This window comes from Streptomyces sp. SCA2-17 (genome assembly GCF_044336695.1).
This window is the reverse complement of sequence record NZ_CP117521.1, coordinates 1,685,550-1,711,392: the sequence shown is the minus strand read 5'-3', so window position 1 is coordinate 1,711,392 and position 25,843 is coordinate 1,685,550. Positions and strand designations below refer to the sequence as shown.

Below are 25,843 nucleotides of genomic sequence, written 5' to 3'. Positions count from 1 at the left end.
CGTCTCGCCGGGATGTCAGCGAAGTGAAGGAGGACCCATGTTCTCGTCCACTACTCGCCGCGTGGCCGCCGGTGCGGCCGCCGTCGCCGGGGCGCTCAGCCTCGGCCTCGGAACCACGAACGCCGCCGCGGCGGACGACGATCCCCTGGCCGCCGTGCTCCAGTGCACGGGCCCGGTGTCGTTCACGGTCAATGTGTCCACGGGCGCCGTCGTCGGAGGCGGCAACCTCCGCTGCACGGCGGCCGGCACGCCCTTCGTCACCTCCGCCAGCCTCACCGTCCTGGCGGGCTCGGCCACCGGCTCGGGCGGGTTCGTGAGAACGACGACCCTCGACCGGCTGCTCTACAACACCGGCGAGGAGACGTCGGTCAGCGCCGTACGGGACTACACCGGCCTCGGGGCCGGCACGCTCGAAGCCGGCCGGGGCAGCGCCGTGGGCGGGCGGTTCACCCCCTCCCGCTACAGCGACGCGGGCGTCGGCTCCAGCACCCAGACCGGCACTCTCCGCACGTTCAGCCTCAGCCGGTACACCCTGACGCTGAACGTCCCCTGATCCACCCCGGAAGGCGCCCCGCTCCGCCCGTGCGCCCGGAGCGGGGCGCCGTCACGCCCCCGTGACCCCGTCCACCCGCTCCCGCACCAGATCCGCGTGCCCGTTGTGGCGCGCGTACTCGCCGATGAGGTGGAGGAGGACGAAGCGCAGCGAGTACGTCTCGCCGCCGGCGGTGAACGTGTCGTCCAGGGACGCCTCCGCCACCACCGCGTCGGCCAGGCGCTGCTCCTCCAGCAGGCACGCGTAGTCCTCGGCGGCGCGGGCCGGGTCGCACTCCTCGAAGTCGGCGTTCCCGTTCTCCGCCGTGCCGTGCAGCCGGGGCACGTCCTGGCCGGCGAACCGCTCGCGGAACCAGATGCGCTCGACCTTCGCCATGTGCCGGACCAGCCCCAGCAGCGACAGGTCCGACGGCGGCACGGACCGCTCGGCCAGCTGTTCGCCGCTCAGCCCCGCGCACTTGTGGAGCAGGGTGCTGCGGTGCCAGGCGAGGAGGCCGGTGAGGAGGGTGCGTTCGCCGGCCGAGAGGGATCCGCCGGGCCGGGTGATTTCGGGTGCTGTCCATGTCATCCGGCGATCATGCCCATGTCCGTACGGCTGCGCGAGCGCTTTCCCCCGCCGCCCGGGCCCTCCGCGCCCCCCGCCTTCCGCGCCCCCGGCCCCTCCGCGCTGCCTCGTGGCCTCAGCGCTTCCCGGTCGTCAGCCCGCCCCGCCCTCTTCCGGCTGGAGGACGACGAAGTCCGCCCCCGCGAGGTCGAGGCAGACCGCCAGCCGGCCGACGCCCTCCGCGGTCTCCGGGCCCATCTGGACCGTGCCGCCGCCCTCGACGACCTTCGCGACCGTCGCGTCGCAGTCCGCGGAGCCGAAGACCGGGTGCCAGTAGGGGCGGCCGCCGTTCAGGGCGAGGTGCTCGGCGGGGAGCTCCATGAGGCCGCCCTGCATCCGCTCCTTGCCCCGGCCCGCGGGGGTGATCAGGGAGTACGTGCCGCCGCCGCCCGGCAGGTCCATGTCCTCCGTGGCCCAGCCGAAGACCGCGCCGTAGAACTGCTTCGCCGCCGCCGCGTCGGTGGTGTAGAGCTCGGTCCAGGACAGGGTGCCCGCCCGGTCGGCCGTGCCCAGGCCCGGGTACGTCCCCGGCTGGAAGACGGCGAACTGGCCGCCCTGCGGGTCGGTGAACTGGGCCATCCGGCCCTCGCCCTCGCCGGGGCCCATCGGCGGGACCCGCACCGTGCCGCCCGCGCGCTGCACGGCCGCGGCCGTCGCGTCGCAGTCCGCGGTCTGGAAGTAGATCATCCAGGCGGACCGGGCGCCCTCCTCGGTGAGGGGGCCCATCCCGGCCACGGTCTCCCCGCCCAGCCGGAAGACGCCGTAGCCGCCCGTCTCGGGGCCGTGGGGCTCGAACTCCCAGCCGAACACCGACCCGTAGAAGCGCGCGGCGGCCGCGGTGTCGGGCGAGCCGAGGTCGAGCCAGGAGGGGGAGCCGGGGACAAAGTCGGTGGTGATCATGGAAGCGATCTCCCTTCGCGGATCCTCTGCGAAGCCAGCCTGACACCCGCCACTGACAACCGCCCGTCGGCGCAGGTCCGGGCGCGCGTCACCCGGTCCCACCACCCCGCGGCACGCCCTCCGGCCCGCCGGAGGGCGTGCCGCCCGGCCCCCGTCAGTCCCCGCTGTCCTGGTGCGCCCGCAGCCCCACCACGGTGATCCCGTCCCACAGCGTCAGCTCTTCCACGATCGGGTAGGCCGGGCCCTTCCCCTCCAGGCTCAGCACCACCCCGGCCTCCTTGGCCTTGCCCTTCTCCCGCGCGTCCGCCGCCTGCTCCGGCTCGATGTGGACGTCCGTGACCCGGAAGCCGCGCTTCGTGCACAGCTCCAGCACCCGCGGCAGCAGCCCCTTGCGGGTGCGGTACGACAGGTGCAGCTCGACCCGGTCGCCGGGCACGAGCGCCATGCGCCGGGTGATGACGGGGAAGCCCCGGACCACCAGGAAGTGCACCAGCGTCGCGGCGGCGCCGAGCAGCGGCAGGCCGCCGCCGCAGGCCATGCCCAGGGCGCAGGTCAGCCATATCGTGGCCGCCGTGGTCAGGCCGCGCACGGCGTCGCGGCGCACGAAGATCAGGCCGCCGCCGATGAAGCCGATGCCGGAGACGATCTGGGCGGCCACCCGCGAGGGGTCCTGCCGGGCCCCGGCCAGAGCGGACACCGCGCCGAAGCCGTGGATCGAGACCTCCATGAACAGCGCGCTGCCCACCCCGACGAGCGTGTGGGTGCGCAGCCCGGCGCTCTTCTGCTGCACCTCGCGCTCCAGGCCGATGAGCGAGGAGAGCAGCAGGGCGATGCCCAGTTCGGTGAACTGACGGGCACCTTGGCCGATGGCGGGGTCGAAGAGCGGGACCGCTAAGAGATGCGCTATGTCCATTGCGCCATTGTGGCTTGAACTCACCTGTCTTAAAAGGGAGTTGACAGGCCGTCTATCGCCGGGCCGGGCGCGGTCGGTACCTTCCGCCTCATGCATCCCACAAGACTCGGTGGCATAGCCCTCGCAGCCGCCCTCCTGGCCGCCGCCGTCCCCGCGACCGCTGCCGCTGCCGGCGCCCCCGCGCCCCCGCCCGCCCTCACCACCGAGGAGCAGCGCCTCTCCGGCCCCGTGCCGCAGGAGATCCTGCGCCGCGGCGGCTTCGCCGACGCCGCTCCGGACTTCGCCGCCGCCCTGGGCCGCACCCGCACGTTCCCGCAGGCGCAGCGCCTCGCGACCGACGAGGGCCGGCGGCTGTGGCGGCGCGCCGTGGACCGGGCGCAGGGCCGCGGGCCCGGCCCGGAGCGCGCCGGTGACCTCAGCCGCGACGACGACCGCCCGCTGTACTGGGCACGGCTCGGCATGACCCGCGCCGTACAGGAATGGAAGCCCGCCTTCCGGCTGTCCGGGGCGCAGCGCGCCGAGCTCGCCGGCCGCGTCGAGCGCTCCTCGCGCGGCCAGGACTCCCTCGACCTCCCGGCGGGCACGCAGGTCAAGCGCGTCGTCATCACCGGCTTCGACCCCTTCCAGCTCGACGCGGACCCCCGCCGCTCCAACCCCTCCGGCGCCGCCGCCCTCGCCCTGGACGGCACGACGGTCGACACCCCGGCCGGCCCGGCGCGCATCGAGGCCGCCGTCTTCCCCGTCCGCTGGGCGGACTTCGCCGACGGCACGGTGGAGCGCACGCTGCTGCCGCACTTCCGGCCGGGCCCCCGCCGCGTGGACCTCTTCACCACCATCAGCCAGGGCCGCCCCGGACGTTTCGACGTCGAGCGCACCAACGGGGCCTGGCGCGGCGGCTACCCGGACAACGCGGACGTCTCCCGCACGGAGACCGTGCCCGTACCGCCCGGCGTGCCGACCGTCCGCCCCCAGCCGCAGTGGACGTCGACCAGCCTCCCGTACGCCGCCATGACCACCGCCACGACGGGGCCGTTCCCCGTGCACGACAACACCGAGGTCACCGAGATCCCCGCGGGCGCCACTGAGCCGGTCGACCGGCCGGACGGGCCGACCCCCGGCTCGACCGCCCGCGCCGGCGGCGGGGGCGACTACCTCTCCAACGAGATCGCCTACCGTGCCACCCTGCTGCGCGACGCCGTGCGCCTGCCCGTCCCCGGCGGGCACCTGCACACCCCGGTGCTGGAGTTCGGCCGAGGGAACGCCGATCCCGCGACCGGCACGGTCACCGACCCCGAGTTCGTACGGAACCGGCTCGCGATCGTCGCCCAGGTGCGGTCGCTCACAGTCGTGGCCCTCGCGAACGCCCGGACGCCATGATGGACGGATGATCATTGCAGCAGCGCAGTTCACCGCCCGGCCGGGCGACATCGAGGCGAACGCGGCCCGGATGGCCGCCTTCGTCACCGAGGCGGGAGAGCGCGGCGCGGCCCTCGTGGTCTTCGCCGAGCTCGCCGTCACCGGCTACGAACTGGACGCGATCGCCGCCGCCGGGGGCCGCCTGCTCCTGGACGCCGACGACCCGCGGCTCGCCCCCGTACGGGAGGCGTGCCGGGCCGCGGGCGTCGCCGCCGTGGTCAACGGCCCCGGGCGGGCCGCCGGCGGCCCCGCGATCAGCAGCTTCGTCTACGGCCCGGACGGCGCGCCGCTCACCCGCTACGACAAGGTGCACGTGACGGAGACCGAGCGCGCCGCGGGCTTCGTGCCGGGGACGGGCGAGGGCCGCTTCACGCTGGACGGCGTCGGCTTCGGCCACGTCATCTGCTACGACGCCCACTTCCCGGAGTGCGCGGCCCGTGCCGCCGCCGACGGGTGCCGCGTGCTGGTCGCCAGCTCGCTGTACGGGCGGGGCGGCGGCGCCCGGGAGCGGATGGAGATCTTCCCGGCGCTCGCGCGGGACAACGGTCTCCACGTGCTGCTGGCCAACCACTACGGCCCCTCGGGCCCCTACGACGCCTGCGGCCTCAGCGCGGTCTGGGCGCCGGACGGCAGCGTCCTCGCGGAGGGCCCGGCCGAGGGGGAGGGGCTGGTGACGGCGGAGCTGTCCCTCAGCTGAGGGCGCCCTCGTCCGCCGCCTCGGGCTCGGGCCCGGCCTCCACCGGGTCCTCACCCATGAGGTCCCGTACGAGCAGCGTCGCGCCCGCCACCGCGCCCGGCATCACGAACACCGCCACGACCGGCACGAGGAAGAGGAGCGCCAGCGGCACGCCGAAGCCCAGCGTGAGCAGCTTGCGGGAGCGCAGCAGCCGCAGCCGCTCGCGCAGCGGCACGCCGCGGCGCTGGAGGGCCACCGCGGTGAGCTCCTCGGCGAGGAAGAAGGCCGAGAAGCAGAGGGCGATCGCGGGGACCACGGTCTGCCCGACGAACGGCACGAAGCCGAGGGCGAAGAACAGCACGCCCCAGGCGGCGGCGCGCACGAGCACCGCGAGGCTCTCGCGGGTGGAGATCCACAGCTCCCGCCACAGCGGCAGCCCGGACTCGGGCGCCTCGCCGCCCACCGAGCGGTCGACCCGCGCGGACAGCTCCTCGTAGAAGGGCTGGCCGACCAGCAGGGTCACGGCCGTGAAGGAGATCATGGCGAGCAGCAGGCCGCCGCCGAAGAGGAGCACGGTCAGCGCGCCCCGGAAGAGGCCGGCCCACGGGGAGGCCCAGTCGTCGGCGAAGGGCGTGGCCCAGGCGACGGCGTCGTCGCCGTACAGGGCCAGGCAGACGACCGCGGCCGCGTAGCCGACGAGCGTGATCAGCCCGGGCAGCAGCCCGAACCCCCACTGCCGCCGGTTGCGGGCCACCCAGCGCTGGCCCTTGCCCAGGTACGTCATTCCCGCCATGAGATCTCGCATGGCGGGAAGGGTATCCGGCGCCTCCGCGGCATGATCACGGGCGAGGGTGCCCGGGGTCACGGCCCGCCGCGGAGGCGGTCCGGATCAGAACGTGACGATCATCTTGCCCGTGTTCTCGCCGCGCAGCATGCCCAGGAACGCGTCCACCGCGTGCTCCACGCCGTTCACGACCGTCTCGCGGTACTTGAGCTCGCCGGAGCGCACCCAGCCGCCGACCTCCTGCACGAACTGCGGCTGCATCGCCGCGTGGTCGCGGACGAGCACGCCCTGGAGGCGCAGGCGCTTGCCGATGATCGCGACCATGTTGCGCGGGCCCGGCTGCGGCTCGGTGTCGTTGTACCCGGAGATCGCACCGCAGAGCGTGGCGCGGCCGTGCACCTTCAGCGCGCCGATCGCGGCCTCCAGGTGGTCACCGCCGACGTTGTCGAAGTAGACGTCGATGCCGTCGGGCGCGGCCTCCTTCAGCTGCTCGGCGACCGGGCCGTTCTTGTAGTTGAACGCGGCGTCGAAGCCGTACTCCTCGACGAGGGCCTTGACCTTCTCGTCCGTGCCCGCGCTGCCGATGACGCGCGAGGCGCCCTTGAGCTTGGCGATCTGGCCGACCTGGAGGCCGACCGCGCCCGCGGCGCCGGAGACGAAGACGGCGTCGCCCTCCTTGAAGGAGGCGACCTCCAGCAGGCCGGCGTAGGCGGTCAGGCCCGGCATGCCGAGCACGCCGAGGTAGGTCGACAGGGGCGCGAGCTCCGGGTCGACCTTCACCGCGTTCTCCGCGCCGACCACCGCGTACTCGCGCCAGCCCAGGCCGTGCAGCACGTGGTCGCCGGGCTTGAAGGCGTCGCTGCGCGAGGCGACGACCTCGCCGACCGCACCGCCCTGCATCGGCTGGTCCAGCTCGAACGGCGGGACGTAGGAGCGGACGTCGTTCATCCGGCCGCGCATGTACGGGTCCACGGACATGTGGATCGTGCGCACCAGGATCTGTCCCTCGCCGGGCTCGGGCACGGCGACCTCGCGCAGCGCGAAGTCCTCGGGCTTCGGCCAGCCGTGCGGGCGGGCGACGAGGTGCCATTCACGGCTGGTGGTGGGCATTGCGGACATGAGACACGGCCTCCTGATGCTTCAGCTAGTGAAACAACCATGCGCCTCGATATTTCATGTTGTCAAGCAACGCGGTAGCCTGGGTGTCATGGTCCCCCGAACCGATGCCCTGACCCGTGAGGTGGTCGACCTCATCGCGGCCGTCGTGGCCCGCTACCACGAGGAGTACGAGGCGGCGGCGGCCAAGCACGCGCTCACCGGCGCCCAGGCCAAGGTCCTCGCCCTGCTCGCGCGCGAGCCCATGCCGATGCGCCGGATCGCCCAGCTCCTGAAGTGCGAGCCGTCCAACGTCACCGGCATCGTCGACCGCCTGGAGGCCCGCGGCCTCGTCGAGCGCGGCCCCGACCCGGACGACCGCCGCGTCAAGCTCGCGGCGGCCACCTCCGCCGGCCTGGAGACCGCGGACCGCCTGAGCGAGTCCCTGGACTTCGCCCGCGAGCCCCTGGCCGGCCTCTCGTCCGAGGAGCGGGGGGTCCTACGGGATCTGCTGCGCAGGATGCTGGGGCCCGGAGCGGCCGCGCCCCGTTAGGGGCGCGGGGAACGGCGCGACCAGCCACCTGTGACCCGCAGCCGACTGACTGCACCCTGCCCCGGAACCCGGGGCCGTCAGGCCCCTCACGCGGGGAACCGCAAGTCCCCCGCCCGCACCACCGTGCCCAGGCGCGGCATGTTCAGCGTCACCGAACCCCGGTGCTCCTCCGCCGTCAGCGCGCTCATCGCGTCCTCCACGAAGACCAGCCCGTAGCCGTGGTCGGCGGCCGCCCGGGCCGTCGACTCCACGCCCAGGTTGGTGGAGATCCCGCCGAGGACGAGCGTCCGCACCCCCCGCTCCCGCAGCAGCGCGTCCAGCTCCGTGCCGTGGAACGCGCCCGGCGACCGCTTCACCACCTCGGCGTCGCCCTCCTCGGCGACCCCGGTGAGCAGCCCGCTCCCGGGCGGCTGCTCCGCCGGCCCGGGCCGCTCCGTGCGGACCACGACCACCGTGCCGCCCGACTTCCGGAACGCCCGCGCCAACTCCTCCGCCGTACGGACCACTTCGTCCCCGCTGCGTGGGGCGAGGGGGAGCGCGACCATGCGCTCCATCAGGTCAATGAGGACGAGGGCGGTGGTCCGCGGGTCGATTTCCGTCATGGCCAGACCGTACCGGTCGGCCACGGGCCGCGGGCGGCCTCCGGGTCCCCTCCGGGATGACGATAGGTAAAGCTTGTCCGACGTTCACGTGGCAGCCCGCGCCCCGTCGTCACCCCCGCCGTACGGAAGTTGACTCCCGCGGGGGTGAACTTGCTTATGAGTAAGGTGTGTTCATCGGATACCGTGCTGGTCGGCAGGCACGGACGCCTCCGGGCGCGTGTGTGCGGTGCCGGATGTCCGGAGCGAGGGTACGTACGTTCGCGCCGCGCGCAGCCCGCACGGCCCGTGTCTGACCGGGGCGGGGCCACCTGACAGGCCCCGCCCCACCAATGCCTTCTTTAAGAAGGGTGCTTCTCGGCCGTGACGGTCCGGTAGGCCAGCGCCGCGAGCTCGCCCTGGCCCTGCGTGCTGGGATGGAACCAGTCCCACTTGCTCAGCGCCTCGCCCGTGAACGCGTACGCGGACACCGACCCGTCGAAGCGGCACAGCGCGTCCCGGCGGCACACGTCCTTCAGGACCGCGTTGTACTCGCCGACCCGCTTCACGACCTGGGCGCGCCGCTGCTCCGCCGCGGGCTCGGCGGACTGGGAGTCCTTGAGCATCGAGGGGCAGATGCCCAGGTTCCAGACGGTCTTGGCGTAGCTGTTCGTGCGCCCCTGCGACCACAGGCGCTGGAGGTCGGGCACGCCGGCCACGTAGAGCTGGGACTTCGGGAGCGCCGTGCGCAGGCTCTTCACCGAGGACTCGAAGTCCGTGCGGAACGCGCTCACCGGGGTCATGTCGGCCACATGGTCGCGGCAGGCGTCATTGGCGCCCAGGAGCACCGTCACCAGCTGCGGTTTCTGCGCGACGGCGGACTGCATCTGGCCCGGGAGGTCGGCCATCCGTGCGCCGGTCCGCGCGTAATTCCAGCTGCTGGCCGCCGGTGCGGCCAGCAGTCGCCGGGCCAGGCTGTCGACCTTGGTGCCGGTGGCCCAGGAGACCTCCGGGCAGTCCTTGAGGATCGAGCAGGCGTCGAATCCGCGCGTAATGGAGTCACCCAGCGAGGCGATCGACGCGGGGTGGGTATTCCACGCGGGAGCGGCCGCCGGCCGGGCGCTCGGCTTTCCGGCGGAGGCGTCCTCCTTGCCGGAGTCACACCCCGTGACCAGGAGGGCGGCCGAGAAGGCGGTGGCCGCCGCGACGGCGGCCCTGGCGGCCCCGCGCGCCTTCCGTCCCGTGCTGCGGTGCATCGCTTTTCCCCTCCGGCCGGGTGATATCTGTTCGGGTCCGACGGTACGTCACCGCGGGGGTCCGTTCGCACGGTAGCTTTTCCCCGGGGCGGTCGTGCCGTGCCCCGGGGCGGCTTTGCACTTCCGGCACAACGGAAATACGACACGTCACATCCTGTCCCTTTCAGGAGAAATGCTCCCGATGGTGTTTACTGTTGGTAACCTCGCGAGCTGGTGCGGGAGTGGCCATTGGGGCAGAATGTCTCATGCTGTCCCGGGCGGGACCGGTACGGGTGCGAGGCCGCTGGGGAAGGCGAACCTCGAACCGCACTGGAGGTCCCGGTGACGACACGTGGAGTTCTGTACGTGCACTCCGCGCCGCGCGCGCTGTGCCCGCACGTCGAATGGGCAGTCGCGGGCGTGCTCGGCGTGCGGGTCACCCTCGACTGGATCCGGCAGCCCGCCTCGCCCGGCACCTGGCGCGCCGAATTCTCCTGGCAGGGACAGGTCGGCACCGCCTCCAAGCTCGCCTCCGCACTGCGCGGCTGGCACCTCCTGCGCTTCGAAGTGACCGCCGAGCCGTGCGCCACGGCGGAGGGCGAGCGCTACAGCTCCACCCCCGACCTCGGCATCTTCCACGCCGTCACCGGCATCCACGGCGACATCCTCGTCCCCGAGGACCGGCTGCGCGCCGCCCTCGCCCGCGCCGCCCGCGGCGAGACGGAGCTGGAGGCGGAGGTAGCCAAGCTCCTGGGCAAGCCGTGGGACGACGAGCTGGAGCCGTTCCGGTACGCGGGAGAGGGCGCGCCGGTGCGCTGGTTGCACCAGGTGGTCTGAGCGGCGCGCTTGCCCGGGCGTGCGCGCTTGCCCTGGAGCGTGCTCCAGCCCCTAGCGTCGGGGCATGACCGAAACGCGCACGCCGTCCGTCACCCTCACTGTCACCGTCCTCGGCACCGGCATCATGGGCGCCGCCATGGCCCGCAACCTCGCCCGCGCGGGCCTCTCCGTCACCGCCTGGAACCGCAGCCGGAAGAAGGCCGAGCCCCTCGCCGCCGACGGCGTGCGCGTCGCGGACACGCCCGCCGACGCCGTCCGCGGCGCCGACGTCGTCCTGACCATGCTCCGCGACGGGCCGGCCGCCCTCGACGCGATGCGCGCCGCCGCGCCCGGGCTGCGGCCCGGCACGGTCTGGGCCCAGTCGGGCACCGTCGGCCTGGAGGGCTTCGACAGCCTCACGGCCTTCGCCGGCGAGCACGGCCTCGTCCTCGTCGACGCGCCCGTCCTCGGCACCAAGCAGCCCGCGGAGGAGGGCAAGCTGACCGTGCTGGCCGCCGGGCCGGAGGAGGCGCGGAAGGCCCTGGAGCCCGTCTTCGCCGCCATCGGCAGCCGGACGGTGCTGCTCGGCGACGACGCCGCGAGCGGCACGGCCACCCGCCTCAAGCTCGTCATCAACAGCTGGGTCCTGGCCGTCACTCATGGCACGGCCGAAGCGCTGGCGCTGGCCGAGGGCCTCGGCGTCGACCCGGCCGGCTTCCTGGACGCCGTCGCCGGCGGCCCCCTGGACATGGGCTACCTGCGCGCCAAGGCCGCCCTGATCCTCAGCGGCGACCTCACCCCGTCCTTCACGACCGCCACGGCCGAGAAGGACGCCCGCCTGATCGTCGCGGCGGGACAGCAGGCGGGCGTACGGATGGACGTGGCGGCGGCAGGCGCGGAACGCTTCCGCCGGGCAACCGAGCAGGGCCACGGAGAGGAGGACATGGCGGCGTCGTACTACGCGTCCTTCGACGCTTCCTGAGGGCGAGGCGAGGGAGCGGGCCGGTGCGGTGGTGTCAGCGGATGTCGTGGTCGGGATGGGCCTGGTCGTACGCCTGCCGCGCCTCCGCGATATCGGCACGATGCGCGAGGGACCAGTCGGCGAGCGCCTTGACCAGGTGGGTCAGGCCGGCCCCGTTCTCGGTGAGGCGGTAGTCGACCTGGGCCGGCACGGTCGGGTACACGGTGCGGAGCACGAGGCCGTCACGTTCGAGCCTGCGCACGGTGAGGGTGAGCATGCGCTGGGAGATGCCGTCGATGGCGCGCTGGAGCTCACGGAAGCGGCGTGGGCCGCCGGCGAGTTCGACGATCACGAGCACCGACCACTTGTCGCCGATGCGGTCCAGGACGTCGCGGATGCCGCAGTCCGGGTGGTCTTCGCGTCCGCACGGGTCGAGTTCTGCCGGGGTAGTGGTTACCCCGGTGTGCGTGAGTGACATCAAACTGCCTTCTTGTGGCCGGTGGGCGTGCGGTCGAGGATCAAGCGTAGTTACTGATGAGAACCACTGCGGAAGACTGCGATTGATCATGATTTTGGTGACCGGAGCGAACGGGAATCTCGGCTCGGCCAGTCTTGCGGCGCTGCGCGCCCGTGGCGCCGATGCGCTGGGCGGCAGCCGCACGCCGGGCGAAGGGATGCGGCGCCTCGACTTCGACGACCACGCGAGCCTCGACCTCGCCGGCGTGTCGACTCTGGTGCTCGTCTCCGCCGGCTACGGCGAGGACGACCAGGTCGTCGCCCGGCACGCGGCGGTCCTGGACGCCGCCGTCCGTGACGGCGTCGGCCACGTCGTCTACACGAGCCTGACCACTGCCGGCGATCACCTCGGCTTCGCCCTGGCTCACCGTGCGACCGAGCGCCTGGTGCGGGCGAGCGGATTGCCGTGGACGATCCTGCGCAACGGCCTGTATGCCGAACTCTTCGGCGGTCTGCTGATGTGGGCCGGCGACGGTGTGGAGTCCGCGTTCGGGGACGGTGCCGTGGCCGCGGTCCCGCGCGAGGATCTGGCCGAGGCCGTGGCGGTGGTGGCGTCGGATCCCGCGCCCCATCGCGGGCGCGTCTACGACCTCGTCGGCACGCCGATCACGGCCGGGCAAGTGGCCGGCGAACTCGGCGTCGCGCACCGTGCCATCAGCCTGGGCGAGTACCGGCGCCGGCTCCTTGAGGAGGCGCCGGGGCTGCTGCCGTTCCAGCCGCCGATGCTCGCCTCGATCGCCACGGGCATCCGGCACGGCTTCCTGGACGGCACCGCGCCCGATCTCACCGATCTCCTCGGCCGCGCGGCCCGCTCCCCACTGGCCACGGCCGTTGCGGCCGCGTCCGCCGCCAGGCCGGAAGCGAGCGGTGTCCTCTCGGACGGGGCCTTCGCGCCCGCGGGCTGACCGTCGGCCTGTTCCGGCCCGCGCCGCCACGTCAGAGCAAGTGGTCGGCCTTGCCCGCCTTGATGTCGCGGATCAGGGCGCGGAGGGCGTCGTGGGTGTCGGTGATGTAGTGCTCCTCGGACCCGGATACGGCTATGTAGGCGTTCCAGGCCGCGTCGGTGCCCACGCGGAAGCAATTCGCTCCTTCACCGCAGAAGGACTCTTCCCAAGCGATCATCGGCATACGGCGTTCCCTGGAGCTGGTGGACGATATCGCGGATGAAGTCACGTGACGGCCCGGGTGCGAGCGTCACCGCCTCCAACTGCTCCAGCTGGGTACGGTACTTCTTCAGCCGCATCGGGGACCTCGGCCTCGGCGTAGACGACCGAGTGGCCCGCCAGCGTTGCTGCTCCTCGCCGCAGTCGTTCACGAATGCGGCGGCGACCGGGGCATCAGCAGGAGCGGCCCCACCACCGAGGGCACCCGCGTCTGGGCCCGGCTTCCGCTCGCCGGCTGAGGAACAGCGAGGCCCGCCCCGGAAGAGATTCCGGGGCGGGCCGTATGCCGTAAGAACAGCGCGGTCAGACCGAGCGCAGGGCCAGGACCACGTTGTGGCCGCCGAAGCCGAAGGAGTTGTTGATCGCGGCGATCGTGCCCTCGGCGGGCAGGGCGCGCGGCTCGTCGCGGACGATGTCCGCGTCGATGTCCTCGTCCGGGTCGTCGACGTTGATGGTCGGCGGGGCCGTGCGGGTGTGCAGGGCGAGGACGGTCATGACCGTCTCGATGCCGCCCGCGCCGCCCAGGAGGTGGCCGGTCATCGACTTGGTCGCGGAGACCGCGACGTGGTCGAGGTCGTCGCCGAGGACCTTGCGCAGCGCCTTGATCTCGGCCGCGTCACCCTGCGGGGTGGACGTGGCGTGCGCGTTGAGGTGCACGACCTCGGACGGCTTGAGATCGGTGTTGTCGAGCAGGCTCTGCAGCGCGGCGGCGATGCCGCGGCCGGTCGGCTCGGGCTGGGCGATGTGGTGGCTGTCCGCGGACAGGCCCTGGCCCAGGACCTCGCAGTAGACCCGCGCGCCGCGCCGGGCGGCGTGCTCGGCCGACTCCAGGATCACGACGCCGGCGCCCTCGCCGAGGACGAAGCCGTCGCGGGCCTTGTCGTACGGGCGGGAGGCCTTCTCGGGCTGCTCGTTGTTCTTGGACATCGCCATCATGTTGGCGAAGGCGGTGATGGGCAGCGGGTGGATCGCCGCCTCGGTGCCGCCGGCGACGACCACGTCGGCACGGCCGGTGCGGATCATCTCGACGGCGTAGCCGATGGCCTCGGCGCCGGAGGCGCACGCGCTGACCGGGGTGTGCACGCCCGCCTGGGCGTTCACCTCCAGGCCGACGTTGGCCGAGGGGCTGTTCGGCATCAGCATGGGCACGGTGTGCGGGGAGACGCGGCGGACGCCCTTCTCCTTGAGCACGTCGTACTGGTCGAGCAGGGTGGTCACGCCGCCGATGCCGGAGGCGATGACGGTGCCGAGGCGCTCGGGGGCGATGGAGGAGTCCTCGCCGGCCTTGGCGGTGTAGCCCGCGTCGGCCCAGGCCTCACGGGCCGCGATCAGCGCGAACTGCGCCGAGCGGTCCAGCTTGCGGGCGAGCGGGCGGGGCAGGACGTCTTCGGGGTCCACCGCGGCAACGGCGGCGATCCGGACCGGAAGGTCGGCGAAGCGCTCACCCTCGAGGGGCTTGACGCCGGACCGGCCGGCGAGCAGAGCCTCCCAGGTCGTCGCGCTGTCGCCACCCAGCGGTGTGGTTGCGCCGATACCGGTGACGACCACGGTGCGATTGGTCGAGCTCACAGGAATTCTGTCTCCACGTGTAGAGGTGCTGGTGAAACCGCCACCGCCGGGGTGGCGACGAGCGCTCGGGTCAGTCCTGGTGCTTCAGGATGTAGTCCGCGGCGTCACCGACGGTCTTGAGGTTCTTGACGTCCTCGTCGGGGATCTTGACGTCGAAGCGCTCCTCGGCAGCCACGACGACCTCGACCATGGACAGCGAGTCGACGTCCAGGTCGTCGGTGAAGGACTTGTCGAGCTGGACGTCCTCGACCGGGATGCCGGCGATCTCGTTGACGATCTCGGCGAGGCCCTTGAGGATCTCTTCCTGGGTGGCGGCCATGTGGCGCTCCTTCTATCTGTGCGGTGGAACCTGCGTGGTAAGGAACTGCTGGTGCGGTGAGGTCTGCGCGGCCCGGCGGTGAGGCCGGCCCGCGACGATCTCGCCTAGGGGAGGGTAACGACCGTGGCGGCGTAGACGAGACCCGCCCCGAAACCGATGACGAGCGCGGTGTCCCCGCTCTTCGCGGCGCCGGTGGCCAGGAGCCGCTCCATGGCCAGGGGAATGGAGGCCGCGGACGTGTTGCCCGTGGTCTCCACGTCACGGGCGACCGTGACGCTCTCCGGCAGTTTGAGGGTCTTGACCATCGAGTCGATGATCCGCATGTTGGCCTGGTGCGGGATGAAGACGTCCAGGTCCTCCACGCTGACCCCGGCGTCGTCCAGCGCCTGCTGGGCGACCTTGGCCATCTCGAAGACGGCCCAGCGGAACACCGCCTGGCCCTCCTGCGTGATGGCCGGGTAGCGGATCTCGTCCAGGGGCGTGCGGGCCTCCGGACCGTTTCCGCCGGGGACCGGGGTGGTGCGGTAGGCGTCCCAGCCCCGGGTCTGCTTGATGGTGTGCGACTTGTCGCCCTCGGAGCCCCACACCGTCGGGCCGATGGCCGGCTCGGCGGAGGGGCCGACGACCACGGCGCCCGCACCGTCGCCGAACAGGAAGGCCGTCGCGCGGTCCTCCAGGTCGGTGAGGTCCGACAGCCGCTCGACGCCGATCACCAGGACGTGCTCCGCCGAGCCCTCGACGACCATGCTCTTGGCGAGCGTCAGGCCGTAGCCGAAGCCCGCGCAGCCCGCCGAGATGTCGAACGCGGCCGGCTTGCCCGCGCCGATCTTGTGCGCGATCTCGGTGGCGATCGCCGGGGTCTGGTGGAAGTGCGAGACCGTCGAGACGATCACGGCCCCGATCTGCTCGGGGGTGATGCCCGCGGCGGCGATGGCCTTGCCGGACGCCTCGACCGACATCGCGGAGACCGTCTCCTCCGGGCCGGCCCAGTGGCGGGTCGCGATGCCGGAGCGGGAGCGGATCCACTCGTCCGAGGAATCGATGTGCTTAAGGATCTCCTCGTTCGGCACCACCCGGGTGGGGCGGTAGCCGCCCACGCCGAGGATGCGCGCGTACGGGGCACCCTTGCTCGGCTTGATCTTCGCGGTCATGCTCTGAGGCTCCTTATTCGGCCGGGGACCCGGCGGGTGCGGCGTACTCGGCGATCAGCTCACGGGCTGCGTCGAGGTCGGCCGGCGACTTCAGGGCCAAGGTCTTCACGCCGGGCAGCGCACGCTTGGCCAGGCCGGTGAGCGTACCGCCGGGGGCCACTTCGAGCAGGGCCGTCACGCCGAGCTCCTTGAACGTCTCCATGCACAGGTCCCAGCGGACCGGGTTGGCCACCTGGCCGACCAGCCGCTGCACGACCTCCGCGCCGGAGGCCACGACGCCGCCGTCCTTGTTCGAGACGTAGCGGGTGTGCGGGTCGGCGGGGGACAGCTCCTGCACGGCGGCCTCCAGGGCCGACACGGCGGGCGCCATGTGGTGCGTGTGGAACGCTCCCGCGACCTTCAGCGCCACGACCTTGCGGGTGCCCTCGGGCTTGTCCTCGGCGAGCGCCGCGAGCTGATCGGCGGTTCCGGCGGCCACGATCTGGCCCGCGCCGTTGACGTTCGCGGGGGTCAGGCCGAGCTTCTCCAGGTGCGGCACGACGACCTCGGGGTCGCCGCCGAGGAGGGCGGCCATGCCGGTCTCGGTGATCGCCGCGGCCTCGGCCATGGCCAGGCCGCGCTTGCGGACCAGCTCCATCGCCGACTGCTCCGGCAGCGCACCGGTCAGCGCGGCGGCGGCGAGCTCGCCCACGCTGTGGCCCGCGGCCGCGCCCACCAGGCGGGTGAAGTCCTCGGCCGTGGGGAACAGCTGCCGGGCGGAGACCAGGGCCGACGCCACGAGCAGGGGCTGGGCGACGGCGGTGTCGCGGATCTCGTCCGCGTCGGCGTTCGTGCCGTAGTGGACGAGGTCCAAGCCGATGGCGGCCGACCACTCACGGAGCCGGTCTTCGACACCGGGGAGGTCGAGCCAGGGGGTCAGGAAGCCGGGGGTCTGAGCGCCCTGGCCGGGAGCGACGAGTACGAGCACCCTCACACTCTCTCTCGTGGACGGCTCCGGCCACCCGTGGGGATGGGGACCAAGAACCGTCAGGGGAATTGTTGACGTTCGACAAAAGGCTAAAGGGCCGTCTCCGTGTCGGCCAGACGCCCCAGGATGAGCGCGATTCGCAGCGTGAACGCCGACCGGACATCGGAGGGTGACCACCCGGTGACGTCCGTCACACGTCGGAGGCGGTATCTCACGGTGTTGGGATGCACGAACAGCATCCGTGCCGCCCCTTCCAAGCTACTCGCCTGCTCCAGGTAGACACTCAACGTCTCCAGCAGGGCGGAGCCCGCTTCCTGGAGCGGTCTGTAGATCTCCTCCACCAGCTGATCACGGGCCGTAGTGTCACCCGCCATCGCCCGCTCCGGCAGAAGATCATCCGCAAGGACCGGACGGGGGGCGTCCGGCCACGCCGCGCACGCTTTCAGGCCGGCCGCGGCCGCCTGCGCCGAGCGCGTCGCCGACAGCAGGTCCGGCACCACCGGGCCGGCCACCACGGGGCCCGCCGCGAACGGCCCGATCAGCGCCTTGGCCGTCTGCAGCGGCTGGTCGGAGCCGCCCGCGATCACCACCAGCCGGTCGCCGAGGACACCCGTGAGCACCTGCACCTTCGCGTGCCGCGCCGCCCGCCGGATCGCCTCCACCGTCAGCTCGCTGTCCCCGTTCGGGGCGGTGCCCAGCACCACGCTGACGTTCGCCGGGGCGCTCCAGCCCAGGGCCGCGGCCCGCGACAGGGCCCCCTCGTCCGCCTCGCCCGACAGCACCGCGTTGACCACCAGCGACTCCAGCCGGGCGTCCCACGCGCCGCGCGCCTCGGCGGCCTGCGCGTAGACCTGCGCGGTCGCGAACGCGATCTCGCGGGCGTAGACCAGCAGGGCCTCCCGCAGCACGCCCTCGTCGCCCGGCGCCGCCACCTCGTCGATCGCCGACTCCATGACCTCGATGGTCGTGCGGACCATCTCCACCGTCTGGCGCAGGGTGATCGCCCGCGTCAGCTCGCGCGGGGCCGTCCCGAACACGTCCGTGCTGATGGCCTGCGGTGTCTCCGGATGCCGGAACCACTCCGTGAAGGCCGCGATGCCGGCCTGGGCGACCAGGCCGATCCACGAGCGGTTCTCCGGGGGCATCGCCCGGTACCACGGCAGCTGGGCGTCCATCCGGGCGATGGCGGCGGCGGCCAGGGTGCCGGAGGACTTCTCCAGGCGGCGGAGGGTGGCGCTGTGCGGATGCGGGGTGTTAGCGGCGGGTTCAGGCACGGGGACAAGCCTGCCTTATTCGGGTCCGGTGCGGGGTCGCCGGGCTACCGTAGCCCGATGACGCACGTACAGCGGTCCGTCCAGCGAGCCGGTGAACGCTTCCGCGGCGGGGACCCGGACGCCGGGATCGAGACCTGGCACGCCTTCTCCTTCTCCGGCTTCTACGACCCCGACAACGTGCGCTTCGGGCCGCTGGCGGCCTGCAACGAGGAGCGGCTCGCGCCCGGCGCGGGATTCGCGGAGCACCCGCACCGCGACGTCGAGCTCGTCACCTGGGTGGTCGAGGGCGAGCTCACCCACGAGGACTCCGCGGGGCACGTCGAGGTCGTCCGGCCCGGTGACGTGCAGCGGCTCAGCGCGGGCGCCGGGGTCCGGCACTCCGAGCGCAACGAGGGCGCGGTGCCGCTGCGCTTCGTGCAGATGTGGCTGACGCCGTCGGAGTACGGGGACGAGCCGTCGTACGAGGTGAGGCGCGATGTCGCTGATGCGGCGCCGTACGCGTTGCCGGGGGCGGAGGCGGTGCTGCACGTGCGGCGGCTGGGGGCCGGTGAGCGGGGGGCCCTGCCGGGGGCGCCGTGGGTGTACGTGCACGTCGTCCGGGGTTCCGTCCGGCTGGACGGGGAGCTCCTGCTGGACGCGGGGGACGCGGCCCGGCTCCTCGACGCGTCCGAGGTGGAGGTCGAGGCTGCCGGCTCCGGCGCGGAGGTGCTGGCCTGGGAGATGCACGCTGAGCCGCGCTTCGGGTGAGCTCCCCGGGGATTCGCCCCGGGATTCGCCCGCCCACCCGCCCGATTACCCGGAACCTATTAACCGGGCTGCGTATTAACCCAGCTCCGCCAGCACCGCGTCCGTCAACGCCGGCCACACCTCGATCGCCCACGGGCCGAACGCCCGGTCCGTCAGCGCGACGCAGGCCGCGCCCGCCGCCGGATCGACCCACAGGAACGTCCCCGACTGACCGAAGTGGCCGTAGGTGCGGGGCGAGGACGATGAGCCCGTCCAGTGCGGGGACTTGCCGTCGCGGATCTCGAAGCCGAGGCCCCAGTCGTTGGGGCGCTGGTGCCCGTAGCCCGGCAGGATCCCGGTGAGGCCGGGGAAGGCCACCGACGTCGCCTCGGCCACGGTCTCCGGCGACAGCAGCCGCGGCGCCTGGAGCTCCGCGGCGAACCGCGCCAGGTCGGAGACGGTCGAGACGCCGTCCTTGGCGGGCGAGCCCGGCAGGTCCGTGGCCGTCATGCCGAGCGGCTCCAGGACCGCTTCCCGCAGGTAGTCCGCGAAGGGGATGTCCGTGGCCTTGGCGATGTGGTCGCCGAGGACCTCGAAGCCGGCGTTGGAGTAGAGCCGCCGCGTGCCCGGCTCGGCCATCGCCCGGTGCTCGTCGAAGGCCAGCCCGGAGGTGTGGGCGAGGAGGTGGCGGACCGTCGAACCCGCGGGCCCGGCCGGCTCGTCCAGCTCGACCGCGCCCTCCTCGACGGCGACGAGCGCGGCGTAGGCGGCGAGCGGTTTGGTGACGGAGGCCAGCGGGAAACGATGCCCGGCCGGCCCGTGGGCGCCCACCGTCGTGCCGTCGGCCCGTACGACCGCCGCCGCAGCGGTGTCCACCGGCCAGTTCTCGATCATCCGCAGGCTCTCCATGGATCCGAGCCTATCCCGGGGCCGCCGCCCGCCCGGCCCGGCCAAGATTCCCCCAAGTCTTCGCTTGCCTGGAGTGCGCTCCAGCTCTCTAGCGTTGTGGTCATCGCAAGGGCAACGACTGCGAACGCCCGCGAACAGGGGGAAGGCTCCATGACCGTCTTGGACAGTGCGCCCGTAGGGACCACGACACCGCCGGCCAGTGTGTGCGCCGTACTCGAACAACAGCGGCACGGACGCCCGGTGGGGCGCGACCGCTACACGATCAGCGAAGTGGCGGGCTGCACGGGGCTGTCGGTCCACACGCTGCGCTGGTACGAGCGGATCGGGCTGATGCCGCACGTGGACCGCTCGCACACCGGCCAGCGCCGCTACACCGACCGCGACCTGGACTGGCTGGACCTGGTGGGACGGCTCCGGCTGACCGGCATGCCGGTGGCGGACATGGTCCGCTACGCGCGCCTCGTCCGCGAGGGCGCGCACACGATGGCGGAGCGGGAAGAGCTGCTGAGCGCGCACCGCGAGGATGTCCGCAGGCGCATCGCGGAGCTGCGGAGCACCCTGGAAGTGCTGGACTACAAGATCGACATCTACTCCGACGCCCGGCGACGGGCCGAGGCCGCAGAAGGGGTCTGACGCACCGATGACCGACAGCAACGAAAAGATCGCGACCGCGGCGCTCGGCACCGGCGGGCCCGAGGTGGGCGTGCAGGGGCTCGGCTGCATGGGCATGAGCTTCGCCTACGGGCCGACGACCGACGAGGGCGAGGCCCGGGCGACGCTGGAGCGGGCGCTCGAACTGGGCGTCACCCTCTACGACACGGCCGACATCTACGGTGACGGCGAGAACGAGAAGTTCATCGCGCCCTTCATCAGAGCCCACCGCGACCAGGTGGTCCTGGCCACCAAGTTCGCGATCGCGGCCGACCCGGAGAGCCCGCAGGGCCGGACGGTCCGCAACGACCGCCCGTACATCCGCCAGGCCGTCGAGGGCAGCCTGCGGCGGCTCGGCGTCGACGAGATCGACCTCTACTACATGCACCGGCGCGACGTGAACGTCCCCATCGAGGAGACGGTCGGCGCCATGGCCGAGCTCGTGGCCGAGGGCAAGGTCAAGCACCTGGGCCTCAGCGAGGTCACCGGCGGCGAGCTGCGCGCCGCGCAGGCCGTGCACCCGATCGCCGCCCTGCAGTCGGAGTGGTCGCTGTTCAGCCGCGACATCGAGGCGCAGGTCGTGCCGGCGGCGCGGGAGCTGGGCGTCGCCCTCGTGCCCTACTCGCCGCTCGGCCGCGGCTTCCTGACCGGCTCGTTCGTCCACGCGGACAGCGAGCTGTCGAGCGACGACTGGCGCCGCACCCAGCCCCGCTTCACGGGCGACAACGCGGCGGCGAACGCGGCGCTGCTGGAGCCGGTCCGGCAGATCGCGCAGGAGCGCGGCATCAGCCCGGGCCAGGTGGCCCTGGCCTGGGTGCAGCAGCGGGCGCAGGTGCACGGCCTGACGGTCGTTCCGATCCCGGGCACGCGCCGCCGCTCCCGCCTGGAGGAGAACACGGCCGCCACCCGCATCACCCTGACGGCTGACGAGCTCGCCGCCCTGGAGCCGATCGCGGACAAGGTCGCGGGCGCTCGCTACCCCGACATGTCCCTCACGTCGGCGGCTCGCGAGTAACGAGTAACGAGTAACGAGTGAGGGGTGACGGCGCGGGTGGCGCGCCGTCACTTCCCGCCGGGAGCCACCAGCCCCGACTCGTAGGCGAAGATGACCGCTTGGGCGCGGTCGCGCAGGTCCAGCTTGGCCAGGACCCGGCCGATGTGCGTCTTGACGGTCTGCTCGGCCAGCACCAGCGCGGCCGCGATCTCCTGGTTGGACAGCCCGCGGGCGATGAGCTCCAGGACCTCGGTCTCGCGCGGGGTGAGCCCGTTCAGCCGCAGCGCGGCGCCGCCCTTGCGCGGCGCCGGGCGCTGCTGGGCGAAGTCCGCGATCAGACGGCGCGTCACGGACGGGGCCAGCAGGGCCTCCCCGGCGGCCACCACCCGCACGGCCGAGATCAGGTCCGCGGGCGGCGCGTCCTTCAGCAGGAAGCCGGACGCGCCCGCGCGCAGCGCCTCGTAGACGTAGTCGTCGACGTCGAAGGTCGTCAGCATCAGCACTTTCGGACGGTGCGTCACGCCGGGCGGCGGGCTCAGGATCCGGCGCGCCGCCTCCAGCCCGTCCATCTCCGGCATGCGGACGTCCATCAGCACGACGTCCGGGTGGGTGCGGCGGCTGACGTCCACGCCCTGCTTCCCGTCCGGCGCGTCGCCGACGACGTCGATGTCGGGCTGGGCGGCCAGCAGCGCGGCGAAGCCCGCCCGCACCATGGCCTGGTCGTCGACGATGATCACCTTGATGGTCATGGGGAGACGGGGTCCTCTTCCGGTCCTGATCCTGATCCTGGTCCTGCTTGCGGCCCTTGTCCTGCTGCCGGTCCCGCTGCCGGCCCCGCTGCCGGTCCTGCTTCCGGCCCGGTTTCCGGTCCTGCCGTGAACGGGAGCCGCGCCGCGACCCGGAAGCCGCCGCCGGGCAGCGGACCCGTGTCGAGCGTGCCGCCGACCAGGCGGACCCGCTCCCGCATGCCGACCAGACCGTGCCCCGTGCCGCCGGTCTCCACCGGCCGCGCGTCCGGGTCCGCCGCCGCGGCATTGACGACCAGCACCATGAGGCTCGTTCCGGCGTCGTCGGCGGACACCGACACGCGGGTGGCCGCGCCCGGCGCGTGCCGGACGACATTGGCCAGGGCCTCCTGCACGATGCGGTACGCGGAGAGGTCCACGGTCTGCGGCAGCGCGTCCGGCAGCGGGTCCGCCGGCATGGCCAGCTCCACCGGCAGCCCGGAGCGCACGATCGCCTCGACCAGCTGCGGGATCCGGGTCACGCCCGGCTGCGGCGCCCGCTCGGTGCCGCCGCCCGCGCCGGAGGCGTCCTCGCTGCGCAGCACCCCCAGCAGCCGCCGCATCTCGGCCAGCGACTCCCGCGCCGCCGCGGCGATCGAGGCGAACTCCTCGCGCGCCTCCTCCGGCAGGTCCGTGAGCCGGTACGGGGCGCTGTCCGCCTGCACGGTGATCACCGACATGTGGTGGGCGACGACGTCGTGCAGCTCGCGGGCGATGCGCGTGCGCTCCTCCAGCAGGGTGCGCCGGGCCCGCTCCGCCTCGCTGATCGTCTCCTGCTCGGCGAGCGCGCGCCGCGCGTCCCCGCGCTCGCGCAGCGCCCCGGCGAGCAGCATCAGCATGCCGCCGACCACGAACAGCGTCACCCACACGTTGGTGGAGCTGCGCTCGGGCGCGAAGCCCCGCAGGACCGCGCCCGTGATGCCCGTGGCCAGCCAGACGGCGATCAGGGTCGGGCGGCGCTCCCGCATGCCGACGGTGAGCAGGAGCAGCAGCATGCCGATGAGGCCCGGGGGCGACCACGGCCAGGCCCACTCGTGGTTCATGGGCTCGGACAGGATGGCCACCGCCGTGAGGGTGCTCGCCGCGAAGGCGATCGCCCACGCGAGCAGGGGCCTGCGGACGGCGAGGAGCAGCGGCGCGGTCTGGGCGACGGCGAGGGGCAGCCCGAGGCCGAAGTCGAGGCCGTACTCGTTCGTCAGCAGGTTGGCGGTCAGGGGCAGCAGCAGGGCGGTGAACAGCGCGGCGACCACGTAGGGCAGCCTGCGCACCCAGCGGCGGCGCGACCGGCCGCACAGCGGTACGGGCGGTCCGGCGGGCGTGCACACGTTGATCAGGAGCGCGCGGGCCCGGGCGAGGGGAGCGGAGGGGGACTGGGACATGACTCCTTCACCCTAGGCCGCGGCCCGCGTACGGGCGTCACACCAGGGTGGGGGCTTGCGGGTCATACCGGGGTATCACCGGTAGCAGGGGCCGACAGCGGGGGGCGGAGGCGGGGCGGGTCACAGCTCGGCCAGGAGCTGGGCCTTCTTCGCGCTGAACTCGTCGTCGGTCAGGAGCCCCGCCTCGTGCAGCGCGCCCAGGTGGCGGATGCGGTCGGCGATGCCGCCCGGGTCCGGGCGGGCGGCCGGCACGCGCGCGGCCGGCGCGCTGGGGGCCGCGGCGCGGACGGCTTCGAGGACGGCCGCGCCGAAGGGCAGCGACTCGTGCAGCAGGCCGTAGCCCATGCCGAAGACGACGGCCGCCGGATCCTGGTCGGCCTGGCCCGGCGGCCGGTCCTCGCCGCCGCGCGGCACGAGCCGCAGATAGCCGCCGGCGATCTCGGGGGAGCGCCACTCGACGCCTGAGAGCTCCTCGACGGCGAACCGCTGGTCGCCGGCCTTCCACTTGGCGGACGAGGCTCCCGTCCAGAACCAGCGGAAGGCCACGGACCGGCCGTCGAAGGAGGCCTTGCCGTCGTAGGCCTTGAAGGACGGCGGGGGAGGGGGCGCCGCGACGAGCGGGCGCTGGGCGGGATCGGCCGCGTCCGGGCCGAGGGCGGCCCGTATCTCGTCGGCGTAGTACTCGGCGAGGGCGTCGCGCTGCTCGGGCAGCACCAGCCGGTACGGGTCGGTGCTCTCCTTGAGCTGGCCGTCGGCGACGTCCATCAGCGGATCGGCGCCCGGTCTCGGCACCGCGCGCAGCACCACCGTCCCGCGCTTCCCCGGGGCCAGTTCGACGGCCGCGAGCGCTTCGTAGGGGATGCGTCGCTCACCGAGCGCCTGGAGCAGCTTCGGCGTGCGGATCCCCCGTTCGAAGCGGATGAGCACGGAGTCGGTGTCGAACTCCCAGACGGTGTGGAAACCCGTCAGCACATCACCCATGCCCGTCATCGTATGCGCCGCCCGCCCGCGCGTCCCCCTACGGGCACCGGGGAGCTACGCGCGTTGCCGGTACGGACGGCTTGGCTCACGGGGGCACCGAGGCCGGAACGTGCCGCTACGCGCCTTCGGCGCAAGTCGCGTTTCCGTCCGCGCACGCCACCGTCGCGGGGGCGCCGACGCCGATGCCCGCGAAGTTGGCGAGGCTGGTCGTGCCGGGCTCGAAGTAGCCGGCGTGGCCCTCCGCGCCGCGGGCGGACAGCACGCGCGCACCGAAGCCCTGCGAGACGGGGTCGGCGCCGTGGCCCAGGCCGCCGACCTCCAGGTGGGGCACGCCCTGGATCCAGTCGTCCGGGTCGCGCATGGCCCATATCCGGGCGCTGGTCCGCAGTTCGGAGACGTGCTCGGCGCGCATTCCGGGGCTGCCGGCGACGGCGACGTCGGTCACGCGCGGGGACAGCTCGCGCGCGGCGACGCCGCACACCACCGAGCCGTAGCTGTGGCAGACGAGGGCGACCCGCGAGTCGCCGGGCAGGGCGCGGACCGCGGCACGCAGCCGCAGCGCGCCCTCGGCGGCGAGCTTGCCGGTGGCGGCGTCCATGCCGACGCCGGCGGGCGAGGTGTAGTCGGCCCAGGCGATGACGGCCGTACGCGTGCCGGGGGCGGCCTTGCGCTCGGCGTCGTAGAGGGAGCGGGCCATGCCGACGGGGGCGCTGTAGGCGCGCTGGGACTTCTCGAAGGTGAGCAGGTTGGTGTCGACGCCGGGGACGACGACGGAGACCCGCTGGGCCCGGTCGAGGTCGCCGATGACCTCGGCGACCCGGCCGTCGCCGGTGGGATCGAAGGCGAGGATCTGCCGCCCGTCCTGCCGCAGGGATTCGAAGCGGTGCATGCGGCGCAGCGCTTCCCGGCGGCCCACGGGGCTGAGGCCGCTCGCGTGGCTGCGGCGCTTCTCGGCCGCGCGGGCCTGGTCGAGGGCGGCGCGGTTGGCGCGGTAGCGCAGGGCGGGCGGGGCGCCGTTGAGGTTGCCGACGACGAGGGGGTACTCGTCGGCGAGCTGGGTGCGCTGGGCGCCGGTGAGGCCGGCGAAGAAGCGGGCCACGGCGTCGGAGCTGGCCCCGGGAGCCGGCAGCGGCCGGCCCGCCATGGAGCCGTGCAGCCAGGCGCTGAGCGAGACCGTACGGGCGTCCCCGGCCGCCTTGTGGCTTCTGACGGCCGTCCAGCCGGTCGTGCCGAGCATCACGAAGACCACGGCCAGGGCGAGCAGTGCGCGCCACACGGTGGCCGTGGTCGTCCACGGTACGGAGGAGGGGGAGCCGAGCTCAGGGAAGGAAGTCACCGCGAAACACCCTAGGAGAAACCCGGCGGCGACTGCGGAG

Annotated in this window: 29 protein-coding genes; 10 read left to right on the top strand and 19 right to left on the bottom strand. The window is 73.3% G+C overall.

The genetic code is table 11. The annotated features are described in order from the left end of the window. The first annotated feature begins 37 nt into the window (after positions 1–37). The gene (locus tag PS271_RS07675; RefSeq protein ID WP_398381236.1) at positions 38–553 is read left to right on the top strand and encodes a hypothetical protein; all 516 of its coding nucleotides are present in this window, start codon (positions 38–40) and stop codon (positions 551–553) included. Between the two features lie 51 nt (positions 554–604). On the opposite strand, the gene PS271_RS07670 is transcribed toward PS271_RS07675, so the two are convergent. The 3 genes from PS271_RS07670 to PS271_RS07660 form a co-directional block, all read right to left on the bottom strand. Further along, positions 605–1,120 (bottom strand): DinB family protein, encoded by a 516-nt coding sequence (locus tag PS271_RS07670; RefSeq protein ID WP_398381235.1) that lies wholly within the window; start codon positions 1,118–1,120, stop codon positions 605–607. Between the two features lie 129 nt (positions 1,121–1,249). Then, on the bottom strand, positions 1,250–2,056 hold the full coding sequence (locus PS271_RS07665) for a VOC family protein (RefSeq protein ID WP_398381234.1): 807 nt from the start codon (positions 2,054–2,056) through the stop codon (positions 1,250–1,252). A gap of 154 nt (positions 2,057–2,210) precedes the next feature. Then, positions 2,211–2,969 carry an MgtC/SapB family protein gene (locus PS271_RS07660; protein ID WP_398381233.1) on the bottom strand — a complete coding sequence of 253 codons (759 nt, stop codon included), beginning with the start codon at positions 2,967–2,969 and terminating at the stop codon, positions 2,211–2,213. 90 nt (positions 2,970–3,059) lie between these two features. On the opposite strand from PS271_RS07660, the gene PS271_RS07655 reads away from it, so the two are divergent. Then, positions 3,060–4,346 carry a PA0049 C-terminal domain-containing protein gene (locus PS271_RS07655; protein WP_398381232.1) on the top strand — a complete coding sequence of 429 codons (1,287 nt, stop codon included), beginning with the start codon at positions 3,060–3,062 and terminating at the stop codon, positions 4,344–4,346. Between the two features lie 7 nt (positions 4,347–4,353). Next, positions 4,354–5,082: a carbon-nitrogen hydrolase family protein gene (locus PS271_RS07650; RefSeq protein ID WP_398381231.1), complete on the top strand. Its 729-nt coding sequence runs from the start codon at positions 4,354–4,356 to the stop codon at positions 5,080–5,082. Here the strand turns inward: PS271_RS07650 and PS271_RS07645 are convergent. Further along, the gene (locus PS271_RS07645) at positions 5,075–5,866 is read right to left on the bottom strand and encodes an EI24 domain-containing protein (RefSeq protein ID WP_398381230.1); all 792 of its coding nucleotides are present in this window, start codon (positions 5,864–5,866) and stop codon (positions 5,075–5,077) included. The genes PS271_RS07650 and PS271_RS07645 overlap by 8 nt on opposite strands. Before the next feature lie 84 nt (positions 5,867–5,950). Then, positions 5,951–6,964 (bottom strand): NADP-dependent oxidoreductase, encoded by a 1,014-nt coding sequence (locus PS271_RS07640; RefSeq protein WP_398381229.1) that lies wholly within the window; start codon positions 6,962–6,964, stop codon positions 5,951–5,953. Between the two features lie 88 nt (positions 6,965–7,052). On the opposite strand from PS271_RS07640, the gene PS271_RS07635 reads away from it, so the two are divergent. After that, entirely contained in the window at positions 7,053–7,493 is a 441-nt protein-coding gene (locus PS271_RS07635) for a MarR family winged helix-turn-helix transcriptional regulator (protein ID WP_398381228.1), read from the top strand. A gap of 86 nt (positions 7,494–7,579) precedes the next feature. Here the strand turns inward: PS271_RS07635 and PS271_RS07630 are convergent, their stop codons facing one another. Next, positions 7,580–8,095 (bottom strand): isochorismatase family protein, encoded by a 516-nt coding sequence (locus PS271_RS07630; RefSeq protein WP_398381227.1) that lies wholly within the window; start codon positions 8,093–8,095, stop codon positions 7,580–7,582. Between the two features lie 338 nt (positions 8,096–8,433). Further along, positions 8,434–9,327 carry an SGNH/GDSL hydrolase family protein gene (locus PS271_RS07625; protein WP_398381226.1) on the bottom strand — a complete coding sequence of 298 codons (894 nt, stop codon included), beginning with the start codon at positions 9,325–9,327 and terminating at the stop codon, positions 8,434–8,436. A gap of 321 nt (positions 9,328–9,648) precedes the next feature. On the opposite strand from PS271_RS07625, the gene PS271_RS07620 reads away from it, so the two are divergent. Further along, positions 9,649–10,143 (top strand): DUF3145 domain-containing protein, encoded by a 495-nt coding sequence (locus tag PS271_RS07620; RefSeq protein WP_058044575.1) that lies wholly within the window; start codon positions 9,649–9,651, stop codon positions 10,141–10,143. 64 nt (positions 10,144–10,207) lie between these two features. After that, on the top strand, positions 10,208–11,104 hold the full coding sequence (locus PS271_RS07615; protein WP_398381225.1) for an NAD(P)-dependent oxidoreductase: 897 nt from the start codon (positions 10,208–10,210) through the stop codon (positions 11,102–11,104). A 34-nt stretch (positions 11,105–11,138) separates the two neighbouring features. Here the strand turns inward: PS271_RS07615 and PS271_RS07610 are convergent, their stop codons facing one another. Then, on the bottom strand, positions 11,139–11,561 hold the full coding sequence (locus tag PS271_RS07610) for a winged helix-turn-helix transcriptional regulator (protein ID WP_398381224.1): 423 nt from the start codon (positions 11,559–11,561) through the stop codon (positions 11,139–11,141). Positions 11,562–11,649: 88 nt separating this feature from the next. Between PS271_RS07610 and PS271_RS07605 the strand changes: the two genes are divergently transcribed. Further along, positions 11,650–12,504: an NAD(P)H-binding protein gene (locus tag PS271_RS07605; protein WP_398381223.1), complete on the top strand. Its 855-nt coding sequence runs from the start codon at positions 11,650–11,652 to the stop codon at positions 12,502–12,504. A 31-nt stretch (positions 12,505–12,535) separates the two neighbouring features. Here PS271_RS07605 and PS271_RS07600 read toward each other — a convergent pair whose 3' ends face one another. The 6 genes from PS271_RS07600 to PS271_RS07575 all read right to left on the bottom strand — a co-directional run bounded on the left by PS271_RS07600 (position 12,536) and on the right by PS271_RS07575 (position 18,042). After that, complete coding sequence (locus tag PS271_RS07600; RefSeq protein WP_398381222.1) at positions 12,536–12,727, bottom strand: hypothetical protein; 192 nt, start codon at positions 12,725–12,727, stop codon at positions 12,536–12,538. A gap of 338 nt (positions 12,728–13,065) precedes the next feature. After that, on the bottom strand, positions 13,066–14,331 hold the full coding sequence (gene fabF, locus PS271_RS07595; RefSeq protein WP_398381221.1) for a beta-ketoacyl-ACP synthase II: 1,266 nt from the start codon (positions 14,329–14,331) through the stop codon (positions 13,066–13,068). A gap of 70 nt (positions 14,332–14,401) precedes the next feature. Then, positions 14,402–14,650, bottom strand: coding sequence for an acyl carrier protein (locus PS271_RS07590; RefSeq protein ID WP_168093812.1), 249 nt, complete (start codon positions 14,648–14,650; stop codon positions 14,402–14,404). A gap of 104 nt (positions 14,651–14,754) precedes the next feature. Then, positions 14,755–15,801 (bottom strand): ketoacyl-ACP synthase III, encoded by a 1,047-nt coding sequence (locus PS271_RS07585; protein ID WP_398381220.1) that lies wholly within the window; start codon positions 15,799–15,801, stop codon positions 14,755–14,757. 13 nt (positions 15,802–15,814) lie between these two features. Beyond that, positions 15,815–16,768 (bottom strand): ACP S-malonyltransferase, encoded by a 954-nt coding sequence (locus tag PS271_RS07580; RefSeq protein WP_398381219.1) that lies wholly within the window; start codon positions 16,766–16,768, stop codon positions 15,815–15,817. 89 nt (positions 16,769–16,857) lie between these two features. After that, positions 16,858–18,042 (bottom strand): PucR family transcriptional regulator, encoded by a 1,185-nt coding sequence (locus PS271_RS07575; protein WP_120754458.1) that lies wholly within the window; start codon positions 18,040–18,042, stop codon positions 16,858–16,860. A gap of 57 nt (positions 18,043–18,099) precedes the next feature. Here PS271_RS07575 and PS271_RS07570 point away from each other — a divergent pair, with 57 nt between their 5' ends. Continuing rightward, positions 18,100–18,789 carry a pirin family protein gene (locus PS271_RS07570; RefSeq protein ID WP_398381218.1) on the top strand — a complete coding sequence of 230 codons (690 nt, stop codon included), beginning with the start codon at positions 18,100–18,102 and terminating at the stop codon, positions 18,787–18,789. A 75-nt stretch (positions 18,790–18,864) separates the two neighbouring features. Here the strand turns inward: PS271_RS07570 and PS271_RS07565 are convergent, their stop codons facing one another. Beyond that, on the bottom strand, positions 18,865–19,677 hold the full coding sequence (locus tag PS271_RS07565) for a serine hydrolase domain-containing protein (protein ID WP_398381217.1): 813 nt from the start codon (positions 19,675–19,677) through the stop codon (positions 18,865–18,867). A gap of 150 nt (positions 19,678–19,827) precedes the next feature. On the opposite strand from PS271_RS07565, the gene PS271_RS07560 reads away from it, so the two are divergent. Beyond that, a complete protein-coding gene (locus PS271_RS07560; RefSeq protein ID WP_398381216.1) occupies positions 19,828–20,310 on the top strand; it encodes a MerR family transcriptional regulator in 483 nt (160 codons plus the stop codon). A gap of 7 nt (positions 20,311–20,317) precedes the next feature. Next, on the top strand, positions 20,318–21,343 hold the full coding sequence (locus PS271_RS07555; RefSeq protein ID WP_398381215.1) for an aldo/keto reductase: 1,026 nt from the start codon (positions 20,318–20,320) through the stop codon (positions 21,341–21,343). A gap of 47 nt (positions 21,344–21,390) precedes the next feature. On the opposite strand, the gene PS271_RS07550 is transcribed toward PS271_RS07555, so the two are convergent. The 4 genes from PS271_RS07550 to PS271_RS07535 form a co-directional block, all read right to left on the bottom strand. After that, positions 21,391–22,071 carry a response regulator gene (locus tag PS271_RS07550; RefSeq protein WP_367136916.1) on the bottom strand — a complete coding sequence of 227 codons (681 nt, stop codon included), beginning with the start codon at positions 22,069–22,071 and terminating at the stop codon, positions 21,391–21,393. Then, positions 22,068–23,486, bottom strand: coding sequence for a sensor histidine kinase (locus tag PS271_RS07545; RefSeq protein WP_398381214.1), 1,419 nt, complete (start codon positions 23,484–23,486; stop codon positions 22,068–22,070). Before PS271_RS07545 ends, PS271_RS07550 begins: the two co-directional genes overlap by 4 nt. A gap of 120 nt (positions 23,487–23,606) precedes the next feature. Further along, on the bottom strand, positions 23,607–24,467 hold the full coding sequence (locus PS271_RS07540; RefSeq protein WP_398381213.1) for a DUF4429 domain-containing protein: 861 nt from the start codon (positions 24,465–24,467) through the stop codon (positions 23,607–23,609). Between the two features lie 115 nt (positions 24,468–24,582). Continuing rightward, positions 24,583–25,803: an alpha/beta hydrolase gene (locus PS271_RS07535; RefSeq protein WP_398381212.1), complete on the bottom strand. Its 1,221-nt coding sequence runs from the start codon at positions 25,801–25,803 to the stop codon at positions 24,583–24,585. Between the last annotated feature and the right edge of the window lie 40 nt (positions 25,804–25,843).